Source organism: uncultured Roseobacter sp. (assembly GCF_947493125.1).
Taxonomy (GTDB): Bacteria; Pseudomonadota; Alphaproteobacteria; order Rhodobacterales; family Rhodobacteraceae; genus Roseobacter.
Genome location: NZ_CANLQB010000011.1, coordinates 16,034 through 41,015, shown reverse-complemented (window position 1 = coordinate 41,015; position 24,982 = coordinate 16,034). Strand labels below are relative to the sequence as shown.

The 24,982-nt window shown below is 59.1% G+C and carries 18 protein-coding genes and 2 pseudogenes; 8 read left to right on the top strand and 12 right to left on the bottom strand.

Annotation, left to right across the window (positions count from 1 at the left end; translation table 11 throughout):
- Nucleotides 1-32 precede the first annotated feature (32 nt).
- From Q1A71_RS20510 to Q1A71_RS20490, 5 genes and pseudogenes are all read left to right on the top strand, one after another.
- Entirely contained in the window at nt 33-1,115 is a 1,083-nt protein-coding gene (locus tag Q1A71_RS20510; protein WP_299681110.1) for an ABC transporter permease, read from the top strand.
- The gene (locus tag Q1A71_RS20505; RefSeq protein ID WP_299681106.1) at nt 1,116-2,036 is read left to right on the top strand and encodes an ABC transporter permease; all 921 of its coding nucleotides are present in this window, start codon (nt 1,116-1,118) and stop codon (nt 2,034-2,036) included. It abuts the gene before it with no gap.
- Nucleotides 2,037-2,089: 53 nt separating this feature from the next.
- On the top strand, nt 2,090-3,169 hold the full coding sequence (locus Q1A71_RS20500; RefSeq protein ID WP_299681103.1) for a BMP family ABC transporter substrate-binding protein: 1,080 nt from the start codon (nt 2,090-2,092) through the stop codon (nt 3,167-3,169).
- A gap of 328 nt (nt 3,170-3,497) precedes the next feature.
- Nucleotides 3,498-4,741, top strand: a pseudogene (locus Q1A71_RS20495) (IS3 family transposase); the annotation flags it as partial.
- A 312-nt stretch (nt 4,742-5,053) separates the two neighbouring features.
- Nucleotides 5,054-5,935, top strand: a complete 882-nt coding sequence (locus tag Q1A71_RS20490) for a LysR family transcriptional regulator (protein ID WP_299681100.1) — start codon at nt 5,054-5,056, stop codon at nt 5,933-5,935.
- A 325-nt stretch (nt 5,936-6,260) separates the two neighbouring features.
- On the opposite strand, the gene xrtE is transcribed toward Q1A71_RS20490, so the two are convergent.
- From xrtE to Q1A71_RS20470, 5 genes and pseudogenes are all read right to left on the bottom strand, one after another.
- Nucleotides 6,261-7,880, bottom strand: coding sequence for an exosortase E/protease, VPEID-CTERM system (xrtE, locus tag Q1A71_RS20485; protein ID WP_299681097.1), 1,620 nt, complete (start codon nt 7,878-7,880; stop codon nt 6,261-6,263).
- 105 nt (nt 7,881-7,985) lie between these two features.
- Nucleotides 7,986-8,180, bottom strand: coding sequence for a VPEID-CTERM sorting domain-containing protein (locus tag Q1A71_RS20480; protein WP_299681094.1), 195 nt, complete (start codon nt 8,178-8,180; stop codon nt 7,986-7,988).
- A gap of 141 nt (nt 8,181-8,321) precedes the next feature.
- Nucleotides 8,322-11,888, bottom strand: coding sequence for an SdrD B-like domain-containing protein (locus Q1A71_RS20475; RefSeq protein WP_299681091.1), 3,567 nt, complete (start codon nt 11,886-11,888; stop codon nt 8,322-8,324).
- A 718-nt stretch (nt 11,889-12,606) separates the two neighbouring features.
- Nucleotides 12,607-12,735 (bottom strand): annotated as a pseudogene (locus Q1A71_RS23700) (tautomerase family protein); the annotation flags it as partial.
- 767 nt (nt 12,736-13,502) lie between these two features.
- Nucleotides 13,503-16,004 carry a cation:proton antiporter gene (locus Q1A71_RS20470; RefSeq protein WP_299681088.1) on the bottom strand — a complete coding sequence of 834 codons (2,502 nt, stop codon included), beginning with the start codon at nt 16,002-16,004 and terminating at the stop codon, nt 13,503-13,505.
- Nucleotides 16,005-16,597: 593 nt separating this feature from the next.
- Here Q1A71_RS20470 and Q1A71_RS20465 point away from each other — a divergent pair.
- Nucleotides 16,598-17,686, top strand: a complete 1,089-nt coding sequence (locus tag Q1A71_RS20465; protein WP_299681085.1) for an alpha/beta fold hydrolase — start codon at nt 16,598-16,600, stop codon at nt 17,684-17,686.
- Here the strand turns inward: Q1A71_RS20465 and Q1A71_RS20460 are convergent.
- From Q1A71_RS20460 to Q1A71_RS20430, 7 genes are all read right to left on the bottom strand, one after another.
- Entirely contained in the window at nt 17,683-18,225 is a 543-nt protein-coding gene (locus tag Q1A71_RS20460) for an energy transducer TonB (RefSeq protein ID WP_299681082.1), read from the bottom strand. The two genes, Q1A71_RS20465 and Q1A71_RS20460, sit on opposite strands and share 4 nt — an antisense overlap.
- Nucleotides 18,226-18,527: 302 nt before the next feature.
- Nucleotides 18,528-18,902 (bottom strand): biopolymer transporter ExbD, encoded by a 375-nt coding sequence (locus tag Q1A71_RS20455; protein WP_299681079.1) that lies wholly within the window; start codon nt 18,900-18,902, stop codon nt 18,528-18,530.
- A 3-nt stretch (nt 18,903-18,905) separates the two neighbouring features.
- Nucleotides 18,906-19,283 carry a biopolymer transporter ExbD gene (locus Q1A71_RS20450; protein WP_299681076.1) on the bottom strand — a complete coding sequence of 126 codons (378 nt, stop codon included), beginning with the start codon at nt 19,281-19,283 and terminating at the stop codon, nt 18,906-18,908.
- Nucleotides 19,276-19,938, bottom strand: a complete 663-nt coding sequence (locus Q1A71_RS20445) for a MotA/TolQ/ExbB proton channel family protein (protein WP_299681074.1) — start codon at nt 19,936-19,938, stop codon at nt 19,276-19,278. The genes Q1A71_RS20450 and Q1A71_RS20445 overlap by 8 nt, the downstream gene beginning before the upstream one ends.
- Nucleotides 19,935-20,348: a hypothetical protein gene (locus Q1A71_RS20440; RefSeq protein ID WP_299681071.1), complete on the bottom strand. Its 414-nt coding sequence runs from the start codon at nt 20,346-20,348 to the stop codon at nt 19,935-19,937. The genes Q1A71_RS20445 and Q1A71_RS20440 overlap by 4 nt, the downstream gene beginning before the upstream one ends.
- A 120-nt stretch (nt 20,349-20,468) precedes the next feature.
- Complete coding sequence (locus Q1A71_RS20435) at nt 20,469-20,780, bottom strand: antibiotic biosynthesis monooxygenase (RefSeq protein ID WP_299681068.1); 312 nt, start codon at nt 20,778-20,780, stop codon at nt 20,469-20,471.
- A gap of 59 nt (nt 20,781-20,839) precedes the next feature.
- The gene (locus tag Q1A71_RS20430; protein ID WP_299681065.1) at nt 20,840-22,849 is read right to left on the bottom strand and encodes a TonB-dependent receptor; all 2,010 of its coding nucleotides are present in this window, start codon (nt 22,847-22,849) and stop codon (nt 20,840-20,842) included.
- A gap of 196 nt (nt 22,850-23,045) precedes the next feature.
- Between Q1A71_RS20430 and Q1A71_RS20425 the strand changes: the two genes are divergently transcribed.
- Nucleotides 23,046-24,092, top strand: coding sequence for a ChuX/HutX family heme-like substrate-binding protein (locus tag Q1A71_RS20425; RefSeq protein ID WP_299681062.1), 1,047 nt, complete (start codon nt 23,046-23,048; stop codon nt 24,090-24,092).
- Nucleotides 24,089-24,979: an ABC transporter substrate-binding protein gene (locus Q1A71_RS20420; protein ID WP_299681059.1), complete on the top strand. Its 891-nt coding sequence runs from the start codon at nt 24,089-24,091 to the stop codon at nt 24,977-24,979. The genes Q1A71_RS20425 and Q1A71_RS20420 overlap by 4 nt, the downstream gene beginning before the upstream one ends.
- The last annotated feature ends 3 nt before the right edge of the window (nt 24,980-24,982 follow it).

Below are 24,982 nucleotides of genomic sequence, written 5' to 3'. Positions count from 1 at the left end.
TGAGAAAAGCCGGATGACGACCGAGTGCCTATATGATCCGGCTTGAGAAACGTCCACAGTCCAGTCGTGCGTTTGCTTATCTGACACCGCTATTTGCTGTGTTGGCGACTTTCTTTTTTGGCGGACTTCTGTTCGCCGCATTGGGCAAGGACCCGATCCAGTCGATCCTCACGATCTTTTGGGAGCCACTGTTTGGCGAATTCGCATTTTTCTACCGCCCGCAACTCCTTATCAAGGGGGCGCCCCTGGTATTGATCGCCATCGGTCTCAGCCTTGGTTTCAAAGCGGGGATCTGGAACATTGGCGCGGAAGGCCAGTATATCATGGGCGCGTTTTTTGGTGCGGGGTTGGGCCTGGCGTTCTATCCCGCCGAGAGCAGATTGATCTTTCCTGGAATGGTATTGGCCGGTGCTCTGGGAGGGTGGATCTGGGCCATGATCCCCGCGGTCCTGAAGGTGCGCTTTGGGACGAATGAAATCCTGGTTTCGCTGATGCTGGTCTATGTGGCCGAGCAGTTTCTGGCATCAATGTCTCTGGGATTGCTCAAAAATCCGGAGGGCTTCGGCTTTCCCGGAAGCCGCAATCTGCAGCAATATGACAGTGCACACAACGCGGAGCTCATCACGGGTACGGGTATGCATTGGGGCGTCGTCGCAGCGTTCATCGCTGTGATATTCGCTTATGTGCTGCTCTCTCGACATCGCTTGGGTTTTGCCGTTCGGGTCACGGGCGAGGCACCACGAGCCGCGCGGTTTGCGGGCGTGAACCCCAGCCGCCTTGTCCTCTTTTGTCTCGGCACCTCCGGCGTGCTCGCGGGCCTTGCAGGCTTGTTTGAGGTCTCAGGTCCGGCAGGCCAGGTCAGCATTGATTTCAATGTTGGCTACGGGTTCACAGCGATCATCGTCGCCTTTCTTGGTCGGCTGCACCCCATCGGTATCGTTATGGCGGGGCTCTTGATGGCGCTCACCTACATCGGGGGTGACATCGCCCAGAGCCAATTGGGGCTGCCTGCTGCCGCAATCCAGGTCTTCCAGGGCATGCTGCTCTTCTTCTTACTCGCTCTGGATCTGTTCACCAACTATCGGCTGCGTATCGGCCGCGCGGAGACCGCATAAATGGACCTGTCCGCCATCAATCCCATTCTTCTCATCGCAGCCTTGATGAGCGCCGCAACCCCAATCTTGCTGGCTGCGACAGGCGAACTGGTTGTCGAGCGAGCTGGCGTGCTGAACCTAGGGGTGGAGGGCATGATGATCGTGGGTGCGATCTGTGGCTTTGCGATTGCGGTCGAAACCAACTCACCGCTCGCTGGTTTTGTCGCGGCGGCGGCTGGCGGAGCCGCCTTGAGCCTGCTCTTCGCGCTCCTCACGCAAGTCGCTCTGGCCAATCAGGTGGCGTCAGGGCTTGCGCTGACGCTCTTCGGGCTCGGCCTCTCGGCGCTGCTGGGCCAAGGCTATGTTGGTGTCAAGCCGCCCCGTATGGGTGATGTCAATCTCGGTCCGCTTGCCGAGATCCCTGTACTGGGTCCGATCATATTCTCCCATGACCCCATTCTCTACATCGGTATCCTCTTCGTTGCCGGAGTCTGGGCCACGCTGAAATTCACCCGTGTTGGTTTGGTCTTGCGCGCCGTGGGAGAGAACCACGACGCCGCTCATGCTCTGGGCTACAAGGTTGTCCGCATCCGCACACTTGCGATCATGTTCGGCGGCGCGCTCGCCGGCATGGGTGGCGCCTACATCTCCCTGATCCGCGTGCCACAATGGACAGAAGGTATGACGGCCGGTGTTGGCTGGATCGCGCTCGCCCTGGTTGTCTTCGCAAGCTGGAAGCCGTGGCGCGTCCTTTTGGGTGCCTATCTTTTTGGCGGGATCGCCCAACTGCAACTCAATCTGCAAGGCGCAGGCGTTGCCATTCCCGTCGAATATCTGGCAATGTCACCCTACATCATCACCATCATCGTATTGGTGATCCTCTCTGCGGACAAAAGCGCAGCACCCGGCTCTTTGGGCCGCACATTCCATGCCTCCAGCTAGGGGCCAAACAACGCCTCACATAAGGGGCGGTTTAACACGGGGAAACTCTAAACATGAAACTCACTACTTTTCTGACCAGTGCCGCTGTTGCATTGGGTTTGGCCACTGGCGTCGCCGCGGATGGTCACGAGAAGACAAAGGTTGGCTTTGTCTACGTCGGTCCTATCGGCGACGGCGGCTGGACCTATGAGCACAACAAGGGCCGTCTCATGGTCGAAGAACAACTCGGAGATGCAGTCGAGACTGTCTACGTCGAGAACGTGGCCGAGGGTCCGGACAGCGAACGTGTGATGACGCAGATGGCGCTTGATGGCGCCGATCTGATTTTCACGACGTCCTTTGGGTATATGGATGCGACCATCAACATCGCCAAGAAGTTTCCTGATGTGAAATTCGAGCATGCGACCGGCTACAAGCGCGCTGACAATGTCTCGACCTATTCGGCGCGCTTCTACGAAGGCCGTGCGATCCAGGGTCACATCGCCGGCAAGATGACCAAGTCAAACATTGTCGGTTACATCGCATCCTATCCGATCCCCGAAGTCATCCGTGGCATCAACGCGGCCTATATCCACGCCGCCAAGGTCAATCCTGATGTCGAGTTCAAGATCATCTGGGCCTACACATGGTTTGATCCTGCAAAGGAAGCCGACGCTGCGCGTGCCCTGATTGAGCAGGGTGCGGATGTGGTCCTCCAGCACACCGACTCCACGGCGCCTCAAGCCGCCGCTCAGGAAGCCGGCGACGTCGTGACCTTCGGCCAGGCCTCCGACATGGCTCAATACGCGCCGTTCCCGCGCGTTTCTTCGATCATCGATGAATGGGGCCCCTATTATGTCGCGCGGACTAAGGCGGTGATGGATGGCACTTGGGAAAGCACGGATACGTGGGATGGTATCGGCGCTGGTATGGTTGGCATTGGTGAAATCTCCGATGCCGTGCCCGCCGATGTGAAAGAGGAAGCGCTCGCGATGAAGGCCGCGATTGCAGATGGCTCCTACCACCCTTTCACAGGCCCGATCAAAAAACAGGACGGCAGCGACTGGTTAGCAGAAGGTGAAGTTGCCGACGATGCCACGCTTGCCGGGATGAATTTCTACGTCGAAGGTCTCACCGGCGAAATCCCGCAATGAAGCTCGCCACCTGAAACAAAGGCTCCGCGATTGCGGGGCCTTCTTGCGTTTTGAGTCAACGGGCCCGGGTCCACGACCCTCAAATCAGCTATAGTTTTCCTTTCCCGCCCATTTTTCCAAAGTGTCTCAATCAAAACGTGACCAACTCTGTCGCGCTTTATCCATTCGGAAACAAGTTCTTGCCATAAAGCCTGCGCGCAAGATTGAGCGAGGAGGCATGTCGAATCGACGTGAGCGACAACGCGATTGATGGGCGAGCCAAGCGGCGATGGCGGCTACCGGATTCGATCTATCTCGAGTCTCTTTTGGCGCTTGCTTTGTCCTCCGCGCTGACCATTGCCGCCGTGAAGGCATCGCTCGGAGCTTGCATTACAGCTGGTCCAAGGAGTTCCTTGAGCCTGGCAAGAAACGCCTTGCAGGCGACACCGTGCGTGCAGCGACGTCAACCGAAGTCAAAGACCTGCGGCGGGAATCCCGTGATCTTAGGTAGGTCGTGGCAGAGCAAGCTTTGGAACTGCGGTTGCTCAAAAAAGCATGATCGCGCATGGGGACGACGACGCATGAGGTATCTATTACCCGGCAAGCGATTTGGCCAAGCCAAATCTGCCGAGAGGGCGGCATCCGAGAAGCTGGAGATTATCCGCCTCGTCGACGGGTCGCATCTCCCGACGAAACGCACGCTGGACAAGCTGGGCATCCCCAGAACGACCTTTTACCGTTGGTATGACCGGTATCTGTCGGGTGGCCCCGAGGGATTGAGGATCGAAGTCCAAAGCCGTCACAGGTCTGGAACCGCATCCCAGAGCCGGTGCGCGAGAAGATCAAGGATCTGGCCCTGAAGGAAAGCGATCTGTCGCCGCGCGAGCTCGCGGTTCAGTTCACCGACACGGAAAAGTATTTTGTGTCAGAGGCTTCGGTCTATCGCATCCTCAAATCCTACGACCTGATCACCAGCCCGGCCTACGTGGTTCTGTCGGCTGCCGACGAGTTCAGGGACAAGACATCCCGGCCCAATCAACTCTGGCAAACCGACTTCACCTATCTCAAGGTCATCGGCTGGAGCTGGTTCTACCTGTCCACGATCCTAGACGACTACAGTCGCTACATCATCGCCTGGAAGCTCTGCAAGAAGATGAAGACCGAGGATGTGACCGACACGCTCGATCTGGTTCGGGGTGTGATCAGGCAACGGTCCTGCACAAGCCGCGCCTGCTCAGCGACAATGGGTCTAGTTACGTATCTAACGAACTGGCCGGTTGGCTTGAGGATCAGAAGATGGACCACGTCCGAGGCGCTCCGTATCACCCGCAGACCCAGGGCACGATCGAACGTTGGCACCAGACCCTCAAGAACCGCATTCTGCTTGAAAATTACTGCCGGCCAGGAGATCTCAGGCAACGGATCGACGCCTTCGTCGAGTACTACAACCATCGACGCTATCACGAGAGTTTGCAGAACCTAACGCCCGCTGCTGTTTACTTCGGACGGGGTCAGACCATTCTGCAACAACGAGAAAGGATCAAACGAAAGACCATCGAAACGCGACGCTTGCTTCACCGCAAATCCGCCGCACAATCAAACCTATCAGATGCGCCAGACCCTCTCTTAGATCAGGGAGCCATCTGTTCCAAAATCCCTGACGTCAGACACGTTTTCGACACTGGGGCACTGTTCGGCTCGCTCGACAGGTGTTCATCAAACAGGGCGCTCCACCCTATCGGCTCATTGCCAATGTCGGCACAGTGGGTGCCATAATAGATCCGGCAAAAAGGCAAGGCCACCGGTGCCTAGAGCGGCCCCGAACTGGCAAAGGAGTTCACCTCAGCACTGGCAAGAATTAGATAAAACTCACATTTTTGAGAAACTGTTCTACTAATTGGAAACATGGCCACACTTAATCTCCATCATCTACGTCTCTTTCATGCCGTTGCACGTGATGGCACCCTCACGGGCGCTGCCCGGACGTTGAATATCTCACAGTCCGCTGTCTCAACTCAGATCAAAGCGCTGGAAGCCTCACTAAATCAAAATCTGTTTGAGCGCAGCGGACGCAATCTGGTGTTAACCGAGGCAGGACGCATAGCTTTGGATCATGCAGAAGAGATCTTCCGCACAGCAGATGATTTGTCGGCCACTCTCAGAAGGTCGGCTACAAAACGTCAAACACTCCGTGTGGGTGCACTGGCTACGCTGTCCCGCAACTTCCAGCTCTCCTTTCTGCGCCCTATGGTCGGTCGCGATGACGTGGAAGTTGTGCTTCGATCAGGCTCACAAGAGGATCTGCTGCGAGGTCTCGATGCCCTCTCACTTGACGTCGTGCTCACGAATTTGGTCCCAGCACGAGATGCCACAAGCCCCTATCTTGTCCATCGTCTGGACGAACAACCGGTGAGCTTCGTCGGAACGCGTGGCAGAATGCTGGCTGACAACGCCAAGCCGCGGGGCATCGTCGCCGCGCATCCGCTGATCCTCCCGACGCCGGAAACGGCATTGCGCGCCGGCTTTGATGCCATGGTGGAACGGCAAAGACTGGTCCCCAAGATCGCCGCAGAGGCGGACGATATGGCAATGCTTCGGCTGCTGGCCCGCGCCGATGTCGGTGTCGCCGTGATCCCGCCTATTGTCGTGAAAGATGAACTCGCCTCCGGGAAACTCGTGGAATTCGCCCGTCTCGATGAAATCACTGAGGTGTTCTACGCCGTAACCATTCGTCGGAAGTTTCCCAATCAGTTGCTTACAGAGGTTCTTTCAGCGCCGGGTACTTAAAGGCCGCCGACCCGTCTATGGAGGCCAATGTACGAACATAACGCGGAGTGGTCACGGTCGCTTCGATGCATTAATGGATAGCTTCGATCCCAAAGCAATAGCTTGCGCCGTCCGCGGGCATATTGAGACGCAGTTTGATTTGGCTCCGGAAAACTCGCTATGCGACGTTATCCGGACGCTACCAATGCGCCTTATGGACAATGACCATGCCGTCATTAAATCAGCTCTTTGAGGGTCAATGCTACCGGTCGTTTTTAGGGGTAGCGCGTTGCGCGCGCCGTTGTCGGGCGCCGCAAACCACACGTCCGCAACCAGATGCGGCAACTCAAATTATACTGAGATTGCCGGTGGCGAGCGCAACAGCGTAGACAAGCGCATTGGCAGCCGCATGTGCAACAATCGCATCTACCACTGATCCGCGACGCGCCATAACCCACGAGAAGACCAGACCAGCAACAAGGGCTTCCATCCAGCGGTCATGCAAAGCTGCAAACAGGCAAGCCGTAATCAGCGCGGCGAGGAGACGCCATCTGAGCCCGCCGCCAAATCGCAGTCGCCTTTCGAGATATCCTCGGAAGAAAAGTTCTTCGATCACTGGCACGAAGAGAATGGTGCCGACACCGCGTAGGATGAACCATCCGATCAGCAGTCCACCAGCCAAGGTGCCGTAGGGAGCGCTCTCGGTGGCATCAACAGGAATGAGGACCCACATCAATCCGACGAGCGCACCTGCACCAATCGCAACCCCGTCAAGTTGCCAATCGAGGCGCCGATAGAGCGGCAGGAACAGTGCGAGCGCGGCGCCCATGGCCAAAACCCGCAAGGGGTATACAACACCGGGGCTTGAGGCGAAGACTTGCGCAAGTAGCGCGCTGAACATGAAGATGGCGAAGGGCAGGATCTGCGCGACGACCGGGTCCTGAAGGAGCGGCAAGGCAGGAGCGGTTTCTTTTGACGGGCTGTTCTCGGCGGGGGCCGCCTTTTGCAGCGCCGGTACCGTCTGAGCAAGACCCACAATCCCCAAGGCGACAAGTGTGAACATCAACCAGCCTGCGTGGGAATGAAACCCGCCAACGGCCAGCTCCGGATTTCCCTCCAGACCGATGATCAGAAGAATTGCAATGCGCAGCACGTTAAAGAGCGCCGATGCCATCAACCCGATTGGAAAGAGCAGAAGTGCCCTCGGGAAGCGCAGATCCTGACGAAAAAGCCAAAGATAGAGCGATACGAAAACTGTGACCAGCGCAAACCCTTCAACCCCGGAGCACGCAGGCGCCACGTTGATGTAGAAGTCGCCTTCCCCGATGACTTTGGTGTTTTCGGGCGTATTAACTTGATATCCAAGACTGCGCACAACGGCAGTGACGGCGTCAAAGGTAATCTGCGAGATCGTCTCGAGCCGCCACAGCGGTCGGATCTGCATGGCGAGCCAGGGTGTGGCCGCAGCAGCTGCCAGCATGGGCATGATGGTCATTCCATGCACACGCAGGAATCCAAGCCACCGCGGCATTGGTGCGAGATAGAGCATCACCCCTCCAAGAAGGAGTGCCATGCCACTGATCCAGAATGAAAAGGCAGGCGCAATAACATCAGTACCCGCCCCATTGCGCAGAAATGTGACTGGGACGAGCGCCAAAGCCACACCAGCGAGATTCATGGCAAGTGGTGCGCTGCGTGAACCCGCCTGCTGGAAGAGCGCCCGCAATACGCTGGGATAAAACATGTAGAACAAGAACAAGGCTGCAAGCATGCAGTAGACGGCAACCAAGGTGCCGCTGGCCGCGCTGCATATGCCTGGCGACCAATTCTCGTGACAGTTGAACGATATGCTATGCTTGAAGATCAACCCGATGGCTGCCAACTCACCAATAAGCAGGAGAGCCGCCGCGACCAGAGCACGGCGAGGCGGCGTGGGTGCGGTGATATCAGCTTCTGTTGTGACCATGGCAGATCAGCCCACTGTTGAGTTTAGTCCACGCGTTTGGTGCATCGCAATGCGGATGGGCCCACCCATCTTGTCGGGCGGGCCCACCATTTTCAGAAGCAAGGCTTACGCCGCGCGACGGCGACGTTCCCAAGCGATGAGCACAACGGCTGCCAGAGCCGCCAAAGCAGCTGTACCTTCCAGTGCGCTGATTTCCGGAACCGAGACAGGGTCGCAGATTTGCCCGAGAGGGCAGGTGCCAGTCGCGTAAACCGGAAGGGCGGCGAGTGTTGCAATCGCTGCAAGTGCCACTTTCTTCATTGTGTTCTCCTTACAGAACAATGGTTAAATCAGAGGGCCGATTGGAGCGCTGCGCAATATGCAGCATCGGGTCTGACCCGGCGGGGGCTCCGCCTGCTGCAGATGCCCGAGCCCCGGGCACCTGCCATCTCATAGACCGCCTCAGCAGATGCAGTCGTATTCCTCGAAAGCGATCCCCAAAATGAAGGGTTGTGCGTTGTTCGCCGTGGCCGGGTTCGGGTCGAGAATGACACCGACAATATCACCAACGTCCGCCTCGAAGCCTTCCCCGTTGGCCAGCGCCTGCTGAACGATAAAGTCGACATCAGCAGTCTGACCAAGATCGGGCGCCACACTGAACGTCAGATCGCTGTCAACGCTGTTGGTGAGCTCCCAGATCGCAAACTGGACCTCCCAGCCGGTGAAGGTGCCGTCCACCGACCCGGTCCCGTCGTTCTCGAAATCCTGATTCAGGATCCATGTGATCAGATCGAGGTTTTCCGCTGCTGTCTCACCGTTTATCCCGACTTGGCTCGCCTCGAAGACGGAGCTCGTCGCTGGGTCACTGGCAAGGAACATGTCCGCAGTATTTGTCGGCGCCACGTCAAAGGTTCGCCCCGTAGCCGCAGGATCGAGGAAATCGAGGCAATAAGCCTGCTCGAAGGTCACGCCTTCAAACCGGGCATCCCCATCGGCTTCGGTGATCAGGATATCATAGCCGAAATCACCGAAGGGCGCGCTGCCGGCAAAGCCATCCGCGATCTTGTAGCTGATCAATGTATCCGGCAGGCTCTCGTTCAGGCTTTCCACCGAATTCGCATCGCCCTTGACGGTCAGTTCGATATTTGCGGTATCCGAGCCACCCTGATCATCCTCAACCTTGAAGCTGATGTTGGCGGTGGCGCTTTCGCCGATGTCGAGGTCCGCAAACGCAGCTTCGGCGTCGAAGACAAATTCATCACCGTCGCGAGTGATTTCCAGACCGAAGAAGTCGAAGGCATCACCAGTTCCGGTCGTCGCCGTACCATCGAGGAAGATGGTGTCACCGTCTGCGATGTTTTCGCTACCGAGCATTGTGATCGATACCGGATCACCATCGGGGTCACTGTAGTTGTCAGACAGATTGACAATGATCGTCTCATCGGCACAGCCGATGCCTGCATCGTCCGTCGCGTCCGGGTCACCGTTGGGTTGGACCACACCGGCATCGTTGTCAGGAGTGTTCTGACCAGCCACAACAACGATGTTCTCGATGATCGACTGACCGCCACCGATATCTTCAGCATCGCTGTCGATGTCGTCTGAGATGTCGCCGTCCACATTCTGGGTCGTCAGTTCTTTGGCAGATACTGCATCGGTGAACAGCACGGCGTAGGTGCCTGCAACCAAACCGGTAAAGCTGTAGTTGCCTTGCGCATCCGTTGTGGTCGTCCGTCCGGTGCTGTTTCCAGCCCCGTCAAAAAGCTCCACAAGGACATTCTGCACGCCGTTGTCGGGACCATCGTTGTCAAGCCCGTCTCCGTCATCGTCGCAGAAGTAGCGGCCCGAGAGCGAGCCGAGCAGTTCCTGAACGCCAGCGTCGACATCCTTGGTCTCCTGCCCTGCCGTCACCGTCACCGGAGCCGTTTTGCCATTGGCGGCATCCACGACGTCACTGTCCACTGTCTCATCTCCACCTTGGTCAGGCGCAATGAACTCTTTACCCTCGGTGGCCTCGAACATCACGACGTAGTCGCGCGCGCCCAAGTTGTCGAAACGGTAGTCGCCATTCGGGTCCGTCAAGGTTGCAGCGATCGGGTTTCCATCGATATCGGTTGCCGGTGTGACGCCATCGGCCTCGAACAGCATAACGACCTTGCCCGCGATATCCGCGTCTCCCGCAGCCGCGCCATCATCCACGCCGTCGCGATCATCGTCGCAGAAATACGTACCTGACAGTGCACCAGGCCGTTCAACCACGCCAGCGTCATTGTCGGGCGTATTCTGGCCCGCAACAACCACAATGGTTTCAATGATCGACATGCCGCCACCCAAATCGGCAGCGTCGCTGTCAATGTCGTCTGAGGTGTCGCCATCCACGTTTTGCGTCGTCAGGTCTTTGCCCGAGACGGAGTCGGTGAATTTCACCCCATAGGTGCCCGCGACCAGATCACCAAAGGAGTAGTTGCCGTCCGCGTCCGTCATCGTGGTGACAGGATCGCCCAAGGTGTCCAGAACCGCATTCCCAGCCGCGTCCAAGAGTGCCACCAGAACCCCGGCCACGCCGTTGCCTGCACCATCGTTGTCCAGACCGTCGCGATTCTCGTCACAGAAATAGCGACCGGAAAGAGACCCCAAAGGCTCTGCTCCCGGCACAAAGCAAAGATCGTCAACGGCACCCGATCCGTCGAGTTGGATTTCCATGGAGACGACATTCTCCACATTCATCACAACCTGACCGACACCACCGTTGACGAGATTTGGGATGACGAAGGTCTCAGTCGACCCGTCTTCGAGAGTCAGCGTGATGGTCCCGCCCTCTTCTGTATCGACAACCTTGATGTCGAACACGGTGGAAGGATTGTCGAAATCGAAGACCAGCTTGCCTCCAATCGCATCATCGGGGTCAGAGCTGTCGCCGTCCTCGGAAACGATCAGCACATTGCCCAGCTGCGCGACTTGAGTTTCGAGATCATCATCACCACCGGTGGGGTTTTGACTGTCAAAGATCATCGCGTCGCCAGAACCGCCCATTGCGGAGATGGTGACGCCGTCGATCTGTGACCCGATCACGTCCCCTGCCACGAACCCTTCGAAGTCGACTTTCACCGCATCCGGGTCGTCACAGACCTCGAATTTGACCTGCTCGAATTTGAGCGCGTCGATACGCACATATTCACCATCATCGCGCCACGCCCGAATCTCGACGATGTCACCTTCGGCAATCTCGAGCCCCTGCAGCGTAAACTCCGAGAAGTAGCCGTTGTCCGAACCGCCCCCGTCACTGTCGCGATCCAGAATCACCACCTGCTGCATTTCACCGTTCACAAAGACTTTCAGCTTGGAGGCACCATCGCATTCATCCTGAACGCAGATTTTCAGATTGTAGATGCCGTCTTCGCCACCAAAATCAGTCGATAGTTTGCCGTCATGTCCGGAGAGCTTGACCAACTCGCCGCCCGAAGCCTTCGCACCGTCGACGACATGGAAGCCGTGTAGATCAAGGTCCTCGGCTTCGATTGTGTAGGTGCAGGTGTCAGGATCGAAGCTCCACGGATCAGGTTGAGGCTTTTCTCCTGCATCCAGACATTTGTAGTCCAACCAGTTCGACGTCACATTTTTCTGGGACGAAATGGTGAGCTGTGCACCCTCGGGCGGCGTCGGATGACCACTGCCGTTGTAGAAGGTAAAGTAGTCGGTGTCGCCGTGCTCTTGCTCGATCTGAACCATGACGTACCAATTGCCGTCTTGGTCGTGCACCCAGTAGTAGCTCTCGGCATAAATCTGGCCGCCGTTGCCAAGCTCGTTGCCATCAAGGTCGACGATATCGGCTTTTTGACCGTAGCGATCATTGGCATGCTCGTTCCGCCAGCTGTCACCGCTGAGGAAGGCGTCATTGTCGCAGACCGTAAAACAGGTCGTGGCCGATGCAGGCATTGTAAAGCAGTCGCCTGGCCCAAGATTGCTGTCCCCTCCGCTCAGCAGATCGGACTCTGCAAAAGCTGTGAATTCGTATGTTCGATATGTCATCTAGTGTCTCCCAACAGCACTATTTTAAGGCCAGGCCTTTTCACAAAAATTGATCCGGCGAGACTGCCGGTGTCGCGCTCGCGCGAAAAATGGAAAGCCAGATGGGGCCGGGAAACTTCGGTCACAATGGGCAGCAACGCCCGGAAAGAACATGGACCGCGAAGCGGAAAATCGATCACGTCGATAAAATGGCCTGATCAAACCTGACTTGTCGGTTCGAAACGAAATCAAACTCCCACACAACGTTAACATCACAATCAGTTGATTAACGTTTAGATCAGAAATTCAGCAGATGCGAATCAAATTTTTTGAAATTTTCAGTTTTCTTTCGATTGCAACCCTAGCGGGTCTATACAGCCCAAAATCAGCAAAAATACTCCGACACTCATAATTGTACTTGTTTTTAAACAGAAAAGTTCGGCAAAAAACATCCTATATCAGGAATATCACGATCGCCTTTAAGTTGAGATGTACATCTTTTCAGCACGGTGCAGATAAGTCGGCCATCGAGTCCGGGAACGCTGTGTTAACCACTGTCACAGCATGATTTGAGCGGTAAAGCACGCCATATCGCGTCCCTGTGATGTTCTTTCGACAGTCAGAAAGCGGCCTGGGATCCTGGTCTGTCACCAACTGATCGAGAATCGGTATTCCCAGCAACGGGGTTGCCGATCGATGGGCGCGCCGATATCGCACATCCAACACGCTACAGTCCGCCTCAAGCATATTGCTCAACTCCTTTTCCAAGAGACCCGTTTTCTTTCACACCCTCGATGAGGTTCACAAAAACGTCTTCCGGGCGCAGGCCCGGAGCCTCGCTCAGCAACTCGGCAATGCACGCGAAGAGCGCCTTTTTTGCCCCGCGGTCCGGCTTTTCATCTTACTGATCTGAATAAAGATCGGGTCCTTGCTGCACGCGACGTCCCAATATCTTGCGCCGCATCGGAAGTTGGAGGGTTGTGCTCCGTGATCGTCTTCCGCCACGCTGAAGGTATCTCCCATGGCCTGATAGGGATGAGTGATCGCATGGCAGGCCCCAAGCTTCCCTCCCTGATCTCGCGCATGACGCACAAGGACCCGCAACTCATGATCGGAACCCACATCGACTCCTCATGAGACCTGCTGAAAAGTTTCGAACGGCGCGAGCTTGATGCGGTCATCGTGCGTATTCACTCTGACCGAAGAGATGGCGAGGTGCTTGGCCATGAAAAGTTCGGTTGGTATGCTGCACCGGGCGGGCAATATCGCAAGGGCGAACCAATTCCACTCGCCACGCTTGCGGAACCATGCGGCGTCCGGTTGATGGCAGGACAGCTTCTAGACGAGGCGGGCGTCCGCTGGACGGAGACACTCCTCGGAGACGGCGTGACAGCGGTCGTTGCGGCGGGCCTCGGGGTTCCGGCCTTGACGCGACGGTACCGCCTTTGGGTGCGGTGGAGGTGGGTTCCAAGCTTGGACTGTCCGGGTTGCCGCGCCTGCTCATCGTGCTCCATTCGAGGGTTCGCGATCAGCTGGCCCACGACACAACACGCCACTCGCACTCGCCGCTGCATTTCACGGTATTGCCTGCAACTAGGTCATCCGCCAATTCCTGTCTGCAAGAAGACGAAAGAGTCAGACGTTTGGGGGTATGGCCGTTGGGTCCAACCCACGCTTTACCGCACTTGCCCGTACCGCCTCTTGAAGCACGTCACTGCGTCCCAGCAGACGGCGGAACCGGGTCTCATTCAGGACAAGCAGCGTTGACGGCGCGATGGCGCGAACTTCCGCGCGTAGGCTTCTCTGCATGAGAACCGTCATCTGGCCGAACATCTCACCCCGGCCTAGGCGCCAGCTCTGACCGGCACTTTCCAGCTCCACCGCACCAGAGGCGATGAAGAAGACGCTCTTTGCAGGGGTCTCCTTGTCTAGAATGACTTCACCCGCATCGGCATAGCGGGTCCGAAGCGCCCGGCCCAACCTGCGAAGCGCGCCCTCCTCAAGGCCCGCGAAGAGCGGAAGCTGTCGGACAAGTTCGGTGCGTTGCAAGGCAATGTCCAGGCGCGGGCGCTCTTCTGCACGGGCCCGGCGTTTGGCGAGATCTTGCATCAATGCAGTATATACCTCAGCGTTTATCAGACCGTCTTCGCGCATGATTGTATATTCCCGCTCCTCCAGTCGCAGGGCCGTGCGCCGGATGAAACGCCGCTCGAGCTCACCCGCATAGCCCGGATACTGCAGTTGGAGGCCTTCAAGGGCTGTTTCGAGGGCGTCCATTCGCCTCGTCAGGAGTTCGTGCAACAGTTCCGCGACCCGCCGACCATGGATGCGCCGTATCCGAGTGTCGATAAATGTGCCGAGGTCGCGCATGGTCAGTCGCTGAGACAAAAGCAACTCGAAACGATCGGCCGTCATGCTGGCCAAGGGCCGCGACAGGCCGAGCCGGTTGTTCAGAAAAACTGCCGTTCGAAAGCCCTGGCCGTAGGTGATGCTGCGACGTGCCGCGCGCTGATATCCGCTCCGGCCACCGGATCTGGCGCTTTCGATCAGACGGTCCGCATCGGAAAGAACCCGCTCGGCCATACGTGCCGAGATGGTGCGTTCTCGCATGCGAACCAAAATCGTGTCGCGTTCGTGCCCGGCGAGCGCGATCAGCCCGAGGGTGATACGGTCCCGGTCAAGAATGTCGGCGCTCTCCTCCGATGCCTTGACCGCTGCGTCCAACCGCTCGCCGAAGCGCTTCGCCTCGGCGCGCACGATGTCATGGCTGAGTTCGTAGTTTTCAGTTGTCTCGGCAACATCCTGGCGAACGGTTTGCAAAGAGACGGCGACCACCTGACGCGACAACGCCTCGTCAATCGGAGACAGCCGATCCAGCCCCAGCCACCCGATGATCAGCCTGAGCGTGGTGCCCTGCACCACCAGTGTGAAAAGCGTGAAGCCGGTGGCAAGAATTCCGACGAGACGTTTGGTTTCAGGAGGTACAAGAACGCTCTCGGTCACTGCGAGAGCAAGAGCGAGCGTCACTGCACCCCGCAATCCACCCCAAAGTATCGCGGCCCTGAAAGGCCGCTCGACCACGGGAGAGACACGGACCAACGTGAGGAGCGGCATCAGCCCGAAAAGGACGACCCCGCGTGCCGCAATTGCGGCGAGGATGACCACGCCGATCAAGAGGAAATCACCGACACGCACTTCCTCAAGTAGCCGGGGGATCAAAAGTGCTGCAAGGATGAAGATCAACGCCCCTGCCCAATGGGCAAGAACGTCCCACAGCTCGCGCATATTTGCCCAGATCTGGGGCGACACCCGTCCAGGCGCGATCAGATTGAGCGTGAGGCCGGAAGCGACAACGGCAATCACGCCGGAGGCACCAATGCTCTGCTCCGCGATGATATAGGCAAGGTAAGGCAGCGCTATAGATATTGAGAGCTGTGCCAGGTCATGACGGTCACATAGAGCCATAAGCCAGGTGGCAGCCCGTGCCGCGATCCAACCTGTGAAAGCCCCGCCCGCGATCAGGAGGGGGAACTGCTTAAAGGCATCGCCGAGGCTCGGGTCCGGCACCCAGAGCATTACGAACCCCATGAACAACCCAAAAAGCGCAATGGCCGCCGCGTCGTTCAACAGGCTTTCACCTTCGATGATCCGCGCAAGCCGCCGAGGTGCCGAGATTGACCGAAAGATCGAGACCACCGCCGACGGATCCGTGGTGGAGACAATGGCGCCGATCAGCAAGCAGGCCACAAGGGGTAATGTGCTCGTCCAGGACAGGGCAAACCCAACACTGAGAGTGGCTACGATGACAGCAACGACGGCCAAAACCAGGATCGGCACCCAGTCGTCCAACATTCGACGCAGGTTCATCCCAAGCGTGGCCTGGAAGAGCAACGTCGGCAGAAAGACATAAAGGAAGATGTTTGAACGGATCGGGAGCGCCAGAATGGCTTCCGCCACCGGGTTCAGTGCATCCGTAAGGTCCGTTCGCAAGAAAAATACGGCACCGACCCCAATCAAAATCCCAAGGGCTGCGAGGATCACACTGAACGGCAGACGCAGTTGCATGGCAATCGGCTCGGCTGCGCCGATGATCAGAAAGAGCGATGCAATGATCGTGGTGACGACAACAATATCCATAGTCTTGCGCTATGATGTCATTTCATCGAGAGATGCCCAAGGTTTGAATTCGGCGCATTTCGCAAGGTCGAAGTGCCGCTTTCTCCTGGATGCGCGCGACTGAGGCATCGGGGACTGGTCGTCAGACCACTGGACAAACTCTTGTGTGTCGCTGCAAAAACCCGCATTTGGTCGCTGCTCCATATGGTTAAGCGCCGCATTTCCAACGGTTTGACGGCAGGAACGCCAAGTTATTTGAGGTTTGCCTGCAACCGCGACGGGCCACCGAACCCAACGCTGAAACAATCCGCCCGCATTGTCGCGGCGTTTCGGTTGGCGACGGCAGTTTGCTGTCGGTAGCGGATTCAACAGATTATCGGGGCGCGCACAACCTGCCTTGGACGGTGCCGGCTGCCACGATATCGGTGCGGTCGCCCACATCCGCAAACGCACGGTTGTCTTCGCAAAGCTTTCATCACCGGAAACCTTCTTGGTAGATCGAAAAAGATAGGTCTGCGCCGGGCCAATCTTTCACTGCAGTCGCGCCGCAAGGGGTAACCCCTCGCCTCGACTCCACATCTTCTAACATCGTTGGTGAGCCCGCTTTTTGACCCATGCAAAAGACTGATTGTGCACTCCGGATGTCTTGCCGCAGTGTTGATTGTGTAACCTCTCTAGAGGATTATGCGACGGGAGCCGTTTCCTGCCGTTCCCCTTCGACATCACGGCCCCCGCATGTGCAGATACCGAGGATCATAGGGATGAGAACACTCTCGATGGCAGTGGCCGCTTCAATGGTTTTTCAGAGCCCGCATGCGCGCGCCGAAGTCCTGACCATTCCGGGACCCGAGGGCGCTCTGTCAGGCACCTATACTGATGCGGGCGAGAGGCAACACGTGGTTGTAATCGTGCCGGGCTCCGGACCTGTTGACCGCGATGGCAACGGGCCGGAGGTTGGCTTGCACTCAAACAGTTATCGTCTGCTGGCCGAAGCCCTGACCGCGGCAGGTCTGTCATCCATCCGGATCGACAAGCGAGGGTTCTTTGGCAGCGCAACGGCTATCGCTGACCCGAACGCCGTCACGATCACGGACTATGCAGAGGATGCGCGCGCGTGGGTCGATAGAGCAGCAAAGACAGCCTCGTGCGTTTGGGTGGCGGGCCATTCTGAAGGCGGCTTGGTGGCGATGATCGCCGCAACGAAGCCACCTGCAGCGCTGTGCGGCGTGATCCTGCTGGCGGCTCCAGGACGTCCAGTTGGACAGCTAATGCGGGCGCAGATCCGTGCCAATCCCGCCAACGGACCTTTCATCGCCGAATTGGAAGCGATTATTGACAGTCTTGAAGCGGGGCAGCCCTATCCGATCAACGCGATTTCGGCTGAGCTGCAGCCCATGTTCCAGCCAGGGATGCAACGCTACATGATTGACTTGTTTTCTTATGACCCGATGACTGCAACTGCAGCGCTCAAGCTGCCTCTTTTGATTGTGCACGGCGAGGCCGATGTCCAGATCGGCGTGCAAGATGCCAAGCTTCTGCAGTCCGCGGCTTTAGATTCCGAGTTGCATCTCATCCCGGATATGACCCACATGCTGAAAGCGGATGTATCTGGACAACCGTTTGCGACCTACACCGATCCCGACCTACCGCTGCATCCAGCGCTTGTTCCGGCGATCATGGGGTTCATATCGTCTCAGGACTAACCGCGGCCCTCAATACCAACAGAGTGCCGACGGCGGGCGCCCTCGGGTGGCGGTGGAAACGGGGCGGCACGGTGTACGATCTTTAGGGCCGCTCGGTCCAGTGCCGATGATCCCGAACTGCGCGCGACTTGCGCGTCGGCCAACCGTCCGTCAGACCCGATGGTGAACGCGATGACCGTCGTCCCGCGGACGTCGAGATCAGGGCGGCGTTGGCGCGCGATGTGCCGCATCACCTGTCCGGGGTAGTTGGCGGCGGCGGCTGTGCCGGATACGGCGGAGGTCGTGGTTGGTTGCCCTTGGCTTTTTGCGGATGCCTCCACCTCACCGGACGCGGTGCCTTGAACGGCATCCTGTACGCCTCGCCCCGTCTTGGAAATCGCAGGCGGCGGCTCTGCCGGTACCGGGGCGAACTGTGGCCGGTCTGGGCGCAGCCTTGGACGTAGCGACACGGTTCCGGCCGCCACGACAGATGTTGCTGTGGGGGGGATGATGACATCGGCGGCAGTCTCGGCGCGGGTGATCTCCGGCTGGAGACTCATGGGCTGCGCAAGGGGCTTCCCTATTGGAATTGCCGAAGCGGGCGCGACCGGCGGCGTGGACGTTACGGTGGCGGGGTCGGTGCGATTGGTTGGACGCTTGGATGAAAGCATATCTTGGAGAGGGCGTGACTGCTCTGTCCCCGCGACCATGTCGGCAAAACTGGTGCCCAAAGTCGCGACAGCCGCGCCAGAGCCCGTCTCCATCATCGCACGTTCGGGCTGATCCCACGGTTGTAGTATCGCTATGTGGAGCGCGACAGCACCCAAAAGAGCGGCCAATTTCGTCATGACAAGCCGTGGAATCATGGCAGGCCGCGTTCCGTCACGATCATCACCCGACCCGCGCCCAGGATCTTGAGTTGCGCGGCGACCCGGACCAACTCGGCGGCGGACAGCGCCCGGTCGGGCATCAGACGGACCTGCGCGGTAGCGGGCAGCCTGTCATAGGCCGCGGCGACACTGCCGACCACGGCGCCGTCGATGCGCATCTGACCATCCGCGTTTATGACGAGCACATCGGGCGGCACACGGCCTTCGACCTCGGCTGTCTGAACGAGGGTGAGCGGGCGGTCTTGCGGGGCGTTGAGCGTTCCCGCCACCATGAAGAACACCAGCATCAGGAAGACGATGTTGATCAGCGCGATGGTCGGCTCGCGTTTATGCGGGCGGGCTCGCATCTGTCAGCGGCCCAGGACGCTCAGAGTTATCCCAGGGATCGCACGCAGGGCCACAAGGGCGTCGGTCAGTCGCTGAGCATCGACGGGGCCGCGCAGACTGAGCAGCGCGCGGCTCCCAGGAGGCACATCTGTCAGTGGGCTTTGCTCCAGATCATCCAGCGCATGTCGCACGCCATTCACGGTGAAGTGGTCGGGTGCAAGCTGGAAAAAAAGTAGCGGCGCCTGCGCGGCTTGCCCTCCGGTCTGACCTGCGGCGGCAAGCTCGACCTCGGCGAAGCGCGAGAAGGTCGAGGAGAGCATGAAGAAAAGCAGTAGCAGGAAGATGACATCAACGAGCGATGTCATCGACAGGCGCCGCCGGCCCCGGGGGGCGCTAAGCATGGGAGAGCCCCGTGGCCGCAGGCTCGTCCGCGCTGGTCTCAAGAGCCGCAGGCCACAGCGAGTGCAGCAATCGTTCGGCCAGAAGGCGCTCGCTCGCCATCCGCCCTTCGAACCAGCTGAGCGCGAGGGCGGCGGGCATGGCGACGCTGAGCCCGGCGGCGGTGGTCAGAAGGGCGACCCAAATGCCGCCGGCCAGAACCGAGGGGTCGACTTGCGCGCCCGCGTTTTGCAGGGCCTGGAAGGCGTCGATCATGCCCAGAACTGTGCCGAACAGCCCGAGCAGGGGCGCGAGCTGGGCCACGGTGTCGAGCCAGCGGAAGCCGCGTTCGAGGCGCGCGAAGGCGGTCTCGGCCTCGACGGCCAGGCGCGCCCGGCTCTGTCCGCTTTGCCATGCATGTCGGATCAGCGGCGCGAGATGGCTGGCGGAGCGCGCGAGCGCGTCGCGGGCGCCCGTAGGGTCATCGACCTCGAGGGCTGCAATGGCTTGCGTGAGCGCGCGGTGGCGCCCGACGCCTGCGCTGGCAAACTGCCAGAGCTTGTAGAGGATCACCGCGACGGTCAGCACCGAAATGATCAGTAGCAGCAGGACCACAGGCCCGCCGGTTTCAACCAGATCGCGGACGGGGGCGAGCCAGGCGGCCATCTGCGCGCTCATCGCAGCACCTCGATGGATGTGCGCGTGCTTGCCCGCAGCGCCGCGTCGCAGGTCTCGAGTGTGAGATCACCACCCTCACAGCGCTCGGTTCCATTGAAAAGAATCTGGCCGAGATCATCACAGGCCAGTCCCTCGACCGCGAATTGGCGCACTCGCCGTCGCGCAGCCGGCAGCGCGCCAAAGTCGAAAAGAGTGAGGCGCTCGACCTGCCCCGCGGCGGTGAAGAGGACGGTTTCGGTGACCAGCACATCAATGGGCGTGAGCAGGCCGTTCTCAATCACGAAGGTGAGGGTGCAGGCTTGGCCATCGCTCTCGGTGGCGTTCAGTTCAATCCCGATGTGGGCGGCCTCCTCCGCCAGCGTGCAAACCGGCACAAGGGCCATGAGGAGTGGGAGAAGAAAGCGGTGCATCGGCATCCTCGGTGTGGTCTCAACGATATGCGGAAAGACCCTGGCAATGCCACGCGGCAGTTGCTGGAGTGTGGTGTAAGTCTAGCGGTTTGGAGCCGCGGGAGCAAACCGCGGCCCCGGTCAGGCGATGTGCTGGATCGTCGAAAACCCTTCGAAGGTGGGCGATCCTTCGTGCAGCTTGGCGGTCTCGCCCGCGTTCTTGTGCGCCTCGCGGAAAGCGTTGCTGCGCGTCCAGCCGCGGAAGGCCTCCTCGGAGGCCCAGACCGTGTGCGAGGCGTAGAGAATCGTGCCGTTGGCCTCCGGACCCTTGAGCATGTGAAACTCCACAAATCCCTCCATGTCTTTGAGATGACTGTCCCGTCCCAGCCAGAGCGCTTCGAAGGCCTCGGCGTTCTCGGGGCGGACAGTGAAGCGGTTCATTGCGATATACATCGTTGGTCTCCATTGGATCGCTTGTCTCTCACTTGGCGTCTTTCGTCCGGTGATCAAGGTCAGAAGGTGGCGGCGAGCGTCAGAATGAAATTGCGCCCTGTCGCGTTGCGGGTCGAGAGGCGTGGCTGGTAGAGCTTGTCGAAGACATTCTCGACGCCGAAACGGATTTCGGTGCCCTCCAGCGCACCGCCCTTCGGCACGTAGGTGGCGCGCAGGTTGCTGACGCCGAAGCCGGGGGAGACATCGGTGCCTTCGTCATAGCGGCGCTGGGTCGCGAGTTCATAGCTCAGGTCCCAGGCGTCGCTGAGCCGCTGGCCGATCGTGACCCGCAGCGCATCGGCCGGGTTGAAGCGATAGTCCTGCACGGTACCGTTGAGCAAGCTCTCTTCCCCGTCGGAGATATGGGCGTTGAGATCAACGTAGAACCCACTCTGGCGCGCATAGGAGGCTTCGAATTCAAAGCCGTCGCGGTCGACGGCATCGACTGAGGCAAGCGGGTCGGCCATTGCGCGGATAGTAGTGACGCTGTCGGAGGCCTGCGTGTAGTAGTTGAGCTTCATGGCCAGCGTGTCGCCAGCCTCGAATACATCGAGGCCTGCATAGGAGACCCCGACCTCGTAGGTGGTGGCGCGCTCTGACTGGAAGATGAGACTGCTTTCGATGTCATCAACGATAGGCAGGTTCACAGTGTAGGCCGCCGAGCCGAAGAGGGCGATGCCGTTGTCGAAGGCATAGCGGAGCGACAGCCCACCCATCACCGCGTCATCGCCGAATTCCGAGAGCCCATTGGCGGGGTCCTCGGTGATCTTCTGGGTTTCGAAGCGCAGGGCGGGCATGATCGTCCAGGCGTCACCGATCTGCATCTCATCGACCAAGTAGAGCGCGAACACCTCCTTCTCTCCCCCGGGCGCAGAGCCGGCAGAGGCGTCCTGACGGTCGCGCCAGATGTACTCGGCGCCTGCGCGCAACTCGTGCTGCACTGCCCCCGTACTAAAGAGCGCGGTGTTGCGGATGCGCAGCGTGGTGGTCTGGTAGCGATTGTCCGCATCCAGCAGCCCGAGCGTACCCACCGACAGTGTGCGGTCAATCGCCTGGCTCTCCACCAGCTCATCGGAATAGGTCAGCTCGACATAGAGATTGATGAGATCGTTGCCGACCGGATTGTAGTTATAGCGCAAGCTGGCGACCTCATTTTCGATGACGCGGTCGACATTGCCGAAGTTGGCCAGCCCGAAGGTGTCATAGGGGACATCGAACTGTTCCTGTTCGGTGTTGGAATAACTGAAGGTCAGGGAATGCGCGCGGTCGTCGCCGAAGGTATAGCGGCCCTTGATGAGGTATGACGGATCGTCCAGATCGCCCGCCGCCGGGTTGATCTCGTCGCCATCACCGTCAGTGCGAACGCTAAGGGTGCGGCGGGTATAGTTGAAGAGCAGCTCGAGGTTCTCGTCGGGTTGCCATCCGAGGATCGTGGAGCTGGTCAATCCATCGCCGTTCGAAGAGAACTCAAATGTCTGCCGCCCGCCGAAACCCAGCTCCTCGCCAAGGATGTCCGAGGCGTTGATCGTCTCGAGCCGCACCACTCCGCCGAAGACGCCCGAGCCATATTCGAACGAGCCAATAGTGCCGCGGATCACCTCGACCTCGCGGAAGAGGAAGGGGTCGGTGTAGAGCTGGGTGCCGATGCGGTAGAGTTCCTCGCTGCCCTTGGTCGCGCCGTCGACCTGAATGAGCACCTTCTGGTCAGTGCCGAAGGTGCCGTTTGCACCGTAGCCGCGGATGTTGATGCCGGAGCCAGCGGCGGTTGCCCCGTTGACCAGCGTCACACCGGGGACGGAATCGATGAGCTCGGCGATGGTGCCGGCCTGCCGGTCCTTGATCTCCGTCTCATCAATTATAGTGGTGGGAATGGCGGTTTCGGTAGCGACATCCCGCTTGCTTTCACCCAAAACGATAGTGCCAAGATAGGTGGCATCCTCGTCCTGCGTTTGTGAATAGGCGGCCGCAGGCGCGGCAATCAGCGCCGCCGTGGTGGCGCGCAACAGATCGCGCGAATATGGCAAAAGCATAGGTCCCCTCGAAGCTGGCAAAGTCGCGTGCTCGCAAGAGGCTGGCCGCAGTCAATTTGGAAGATTTCGGGCAAGTCGTTCGCTTCCCCCTTGAAGAGATATCTTAAACTTACTAAAAGTGTCAAGAATATCGTCAGCCAGGTGATCCAATCCACCGAGCCAATTTTGATCTCCCGAACAAAATTGGTGCGCCGTTATGACAGACCTCACTCCCGAAGACATTCGTGCGGCCCGCGCTGCAGAACCGAAGATGCGAGACCGCGATCTGGCGGAGAAGTTGGGCTTGACAGAAGCGCAGCTGGTGGCCGCCCACGTCGGCTTTGGCGCAACGGCCGCCGTGGCGCATCCAGATCAGGTCATTCATGCCGCCGCCAGTTTCGGCGAGACCATGGCGCTGACCCGCAACAGGTCCTGCGTGCACGAAAAGATCGGCCTTTATGACAACTATCATCCGGGATCTCATGCGGCGATGGTGTTGACGGAAGAGATCGACTTGCGCATCTTTCCCGGCCACTGGCGCCACGCTTACATGGTCGAAACGAAAATTGAGGCCGGTCTGCGCCGCAGTCTGCAGATCTTCGACGCGGCGGGAGATGCCGTGCACAAGATCTTCCTGCGCGAGGACCTTGTCGAGGATCCATGGGAGCAGGCGAAGGTTCAGATCGCCCTGCCCCATCAGGACACCCAGCTTACGGTTGCAGCGCGACAGCCTCCGGAGGTTCCCAAATCGGATCCTGGCAAGCTCGACATTCTGCGCAAGGAATGGGCGCGAATGACCGACACGCATCAGTTCCTTCGGCTGGCCTCAAAGCTGAAGATGAACCGCCTTGGTGCCTATCGGATCGCAGGCGCCCCTTTCGTGCGTGCTCTGCCACCTGGGGCCATAGATATAATGCTCGAAGCCGTGCGCGATAGGCAGATTGAGGTCATGCTCTTTGTCGGTAATCGCGGCTGCATTCAGATCCACACAGGGCCAATCAAAACGCTCAAACGCATGGGACCCTGGCAGAATGTGATGGACCCGGGCTTCAACTTGCATCTGCGCAGCGATCACGTCGCCGAGGTCTGGGCGGTCGAAAAACCGACGCAACGCGGACCAGCGGTCTCGGTCGAGGCTTTCGATGCACGCGGCATGCTGATCTTTCAGGTTTTCGGGCTCGGAAAGGAGGGGCGCGACAGCCGCCCGGCCTGGCGCGAGATCGTCGAAGCGCTGCCAGCGCTTGAGGTGGAGGCTGTGCAATGAAACTGAAACAGGGCCGCATGACCTTGAGCGATCGTATCGGTTTGCTCGTCACGCTGATCTTACTCGCGTTGGGGCTCGCCACCTCCAACGTACGCGCCGACGTCAGTGCGGGCCGGATTGTGGCCCTCGGGGGATCGGTTACCGAGATCGTCTTTGCCTTGGGCGAAGAACATAGGCTCGTGGCGCGCGATACGACCTCGAGCTTCCCACCCGCTGCTCTGGGTCTGCCCGATGTTGGCTACATCCGGGCCCTGTCGCCTGAAGGTGTACTGAGCGCGCAACCGGATCTGATTATATCGGAGGAAGGCGCGGGACCCCCAGACGCGGTGGAGCTTCTGAAATCAGCGCAGATCCCCTTCATCGAGATGCCGCAGGCGCGCACGGCCCCGCAGATCGCCGACAAGATCAATGCCGTGGGCACAGCTCTGGGCGTGCCCGACAAGGCGGCAAGGCTTGCGGAAAAGGTGGTGACAGAATTGCAATCGACCGCGCAGGAGATTGCGGCTTCCGATCAGCCGCGCCCGCGAGTTCTGTTCCTTCTCAGCACGCAAGGTGGGCGGCTCATGGCCTCCGGCACGGAAACATCTGCCGATGCGATCATCGCCCTGGCGGGCGGAGAGAACGCCATTGATACCTTCGAAGGCTACAAATCCGTGACCGCCGAAGCGATTGCTACTGCCGCCCCCGACGTGATCCTGATGATGGACCGCAGCGGCAATCACGCGAGCAGCGACGCGGAGCTCTTCGCGATGCCGGCCCTGCGCACCACTCCCGCGGCACAAGAGAAAGCGGTGGTGCGAATGAACGGGCTCTTATTATTGGGGTTCGGACCGCGCACAGCTCAGGCTGTCCGAGAATTGCACAACGCGCTTTATTCGGCGGGCTGAGGC

Bases quoted from the DNA above. Each gene is read 5' to 3' on its own strand.
- Q1A71_RS20510 (WP_299681110.1), top strand. From the start codon at position 33: ATGATCCGGCTTGAGAAACGTCCACAGTCCAGTCGTGCGTTTGCTTAT.
- Q1A71_RS20505 (WP_299681106.1), top strand. From the start codon at position 1,116: ATGGACCTGTCCGCCATCAATCCCATTCTTCTCATCGCAGCCTTGATG.
- Q1A71_RS20500 (WP_299681103.1), top strand. From the start codon at position 2,090: ATGAAACTCACTACTTTTCTGACCAGTGCCGCTGTTGCATTGGGTTTG.
- Q1A71_RS20490 (WP_299681100.1), top strand. From the start codon at position 5,054: ATGGCCACACTTAATCTCCATCATCTACGTCTCTTTCATGCCGTTGCA.
- xrtE (WP_299681097.1), bottom strand. From the start codon at position 7,880: ATGGTCACAACAGAAGCTGATATCACCGCACCCACGCCGCCTCGCCGT.
- Q1A71_RS20480 (WP_299681094.1), bottom strand. From the start codon at position 8,180: ATGAAGAAAGTGGCACTTGCAGCGATTGCAACACTCGCCGCCCTTCCG.
- Q1A71_RS20475 (WP_299681091.1), bottom strand. From the start codon at position 11,888: ATGACATATCGAACATACGAATTCACAGCTTTTGCAGAGTCCGATCTG.
- Q1A71_RS20470 (WP_299681088.1), bottom strand. From the start codon at position 16,004: ATGGATATTGTTGTCGTCACCACGATCATTGCATCGCTCTTTCTGATC.
- Q1A71_RS20465 (WP_299681085.1), top strand. From the start codon at position 16,598: ATGCAAAAGACTGATTGTGCACTCCGGATGTCTTGCCGCAGTGTTGAT.
- Q1A71_RS20460 (WP_299681082.1), bottom strand. From the start codon at position 18,225: ATGAGTCTCCAGCCGGAGATCACCCGCGCCGAGACTGCCGCCGATGTC.
- Q1A71_RS20455 (WP_299681079.1), bottom strand. From the start codon at position 18,902: ATGCGAGCCCGCCCGCATAAACGCGAGCCGACCATCGCGCTGATCAAC.
- Q1A71_RS20450 (WP_299681076.1), bottom strand. From the start codon at position 19,283: ATGCTTAGCGCCCCCCGGGGCCGGCGGCGCCTGTCGATGACATCGCTC.
- Q1A71_RS20445 (WP_299681074.1), bottom strand. From the start codon at position 19,938: ATGAGCGCGCAGATGGCCGCCTGGCTCGCCCCCGTCCGCGATCTGGTT.
- Q1A71_RS20440 (WP_299681071.1), bottom strand. From the start codon at position 20,348: ATGCACCGCTTTCTTCTCCCACTCCTCATGGCCCTTGTGCCGGTTTGC.
- Q1A71_RS20435 (WP_299681068.1), bottom strand. From the start codon at position 20,780: ATGTATATCGCAATGAACCGCTTCACTGTCCGCCCCGAGAACGCCGAG.
- Q1A71_RS20430 (WP_299681065.1), bottom strand. From the start codon at position 22,849: ATGCTTTTGCCATATTCGCGCGATCTGTTGCGCGCCACCACGGCGGCG.
- Q1A71_RS20425 (WP_299681062.1), top strand. From the start codon at position 23,046: ATGACAGACCTCACTCCCGAAGACATTCGTGCGGCCCGCGCTGCAGAA.
- Q1A71_RS20420 (WP_299681059.1), top strand. From the start codon at position 24,089: ATGAAACTGAAACAGGGCCGCATGACCTTGAGCGATCGTATCGGTTTG.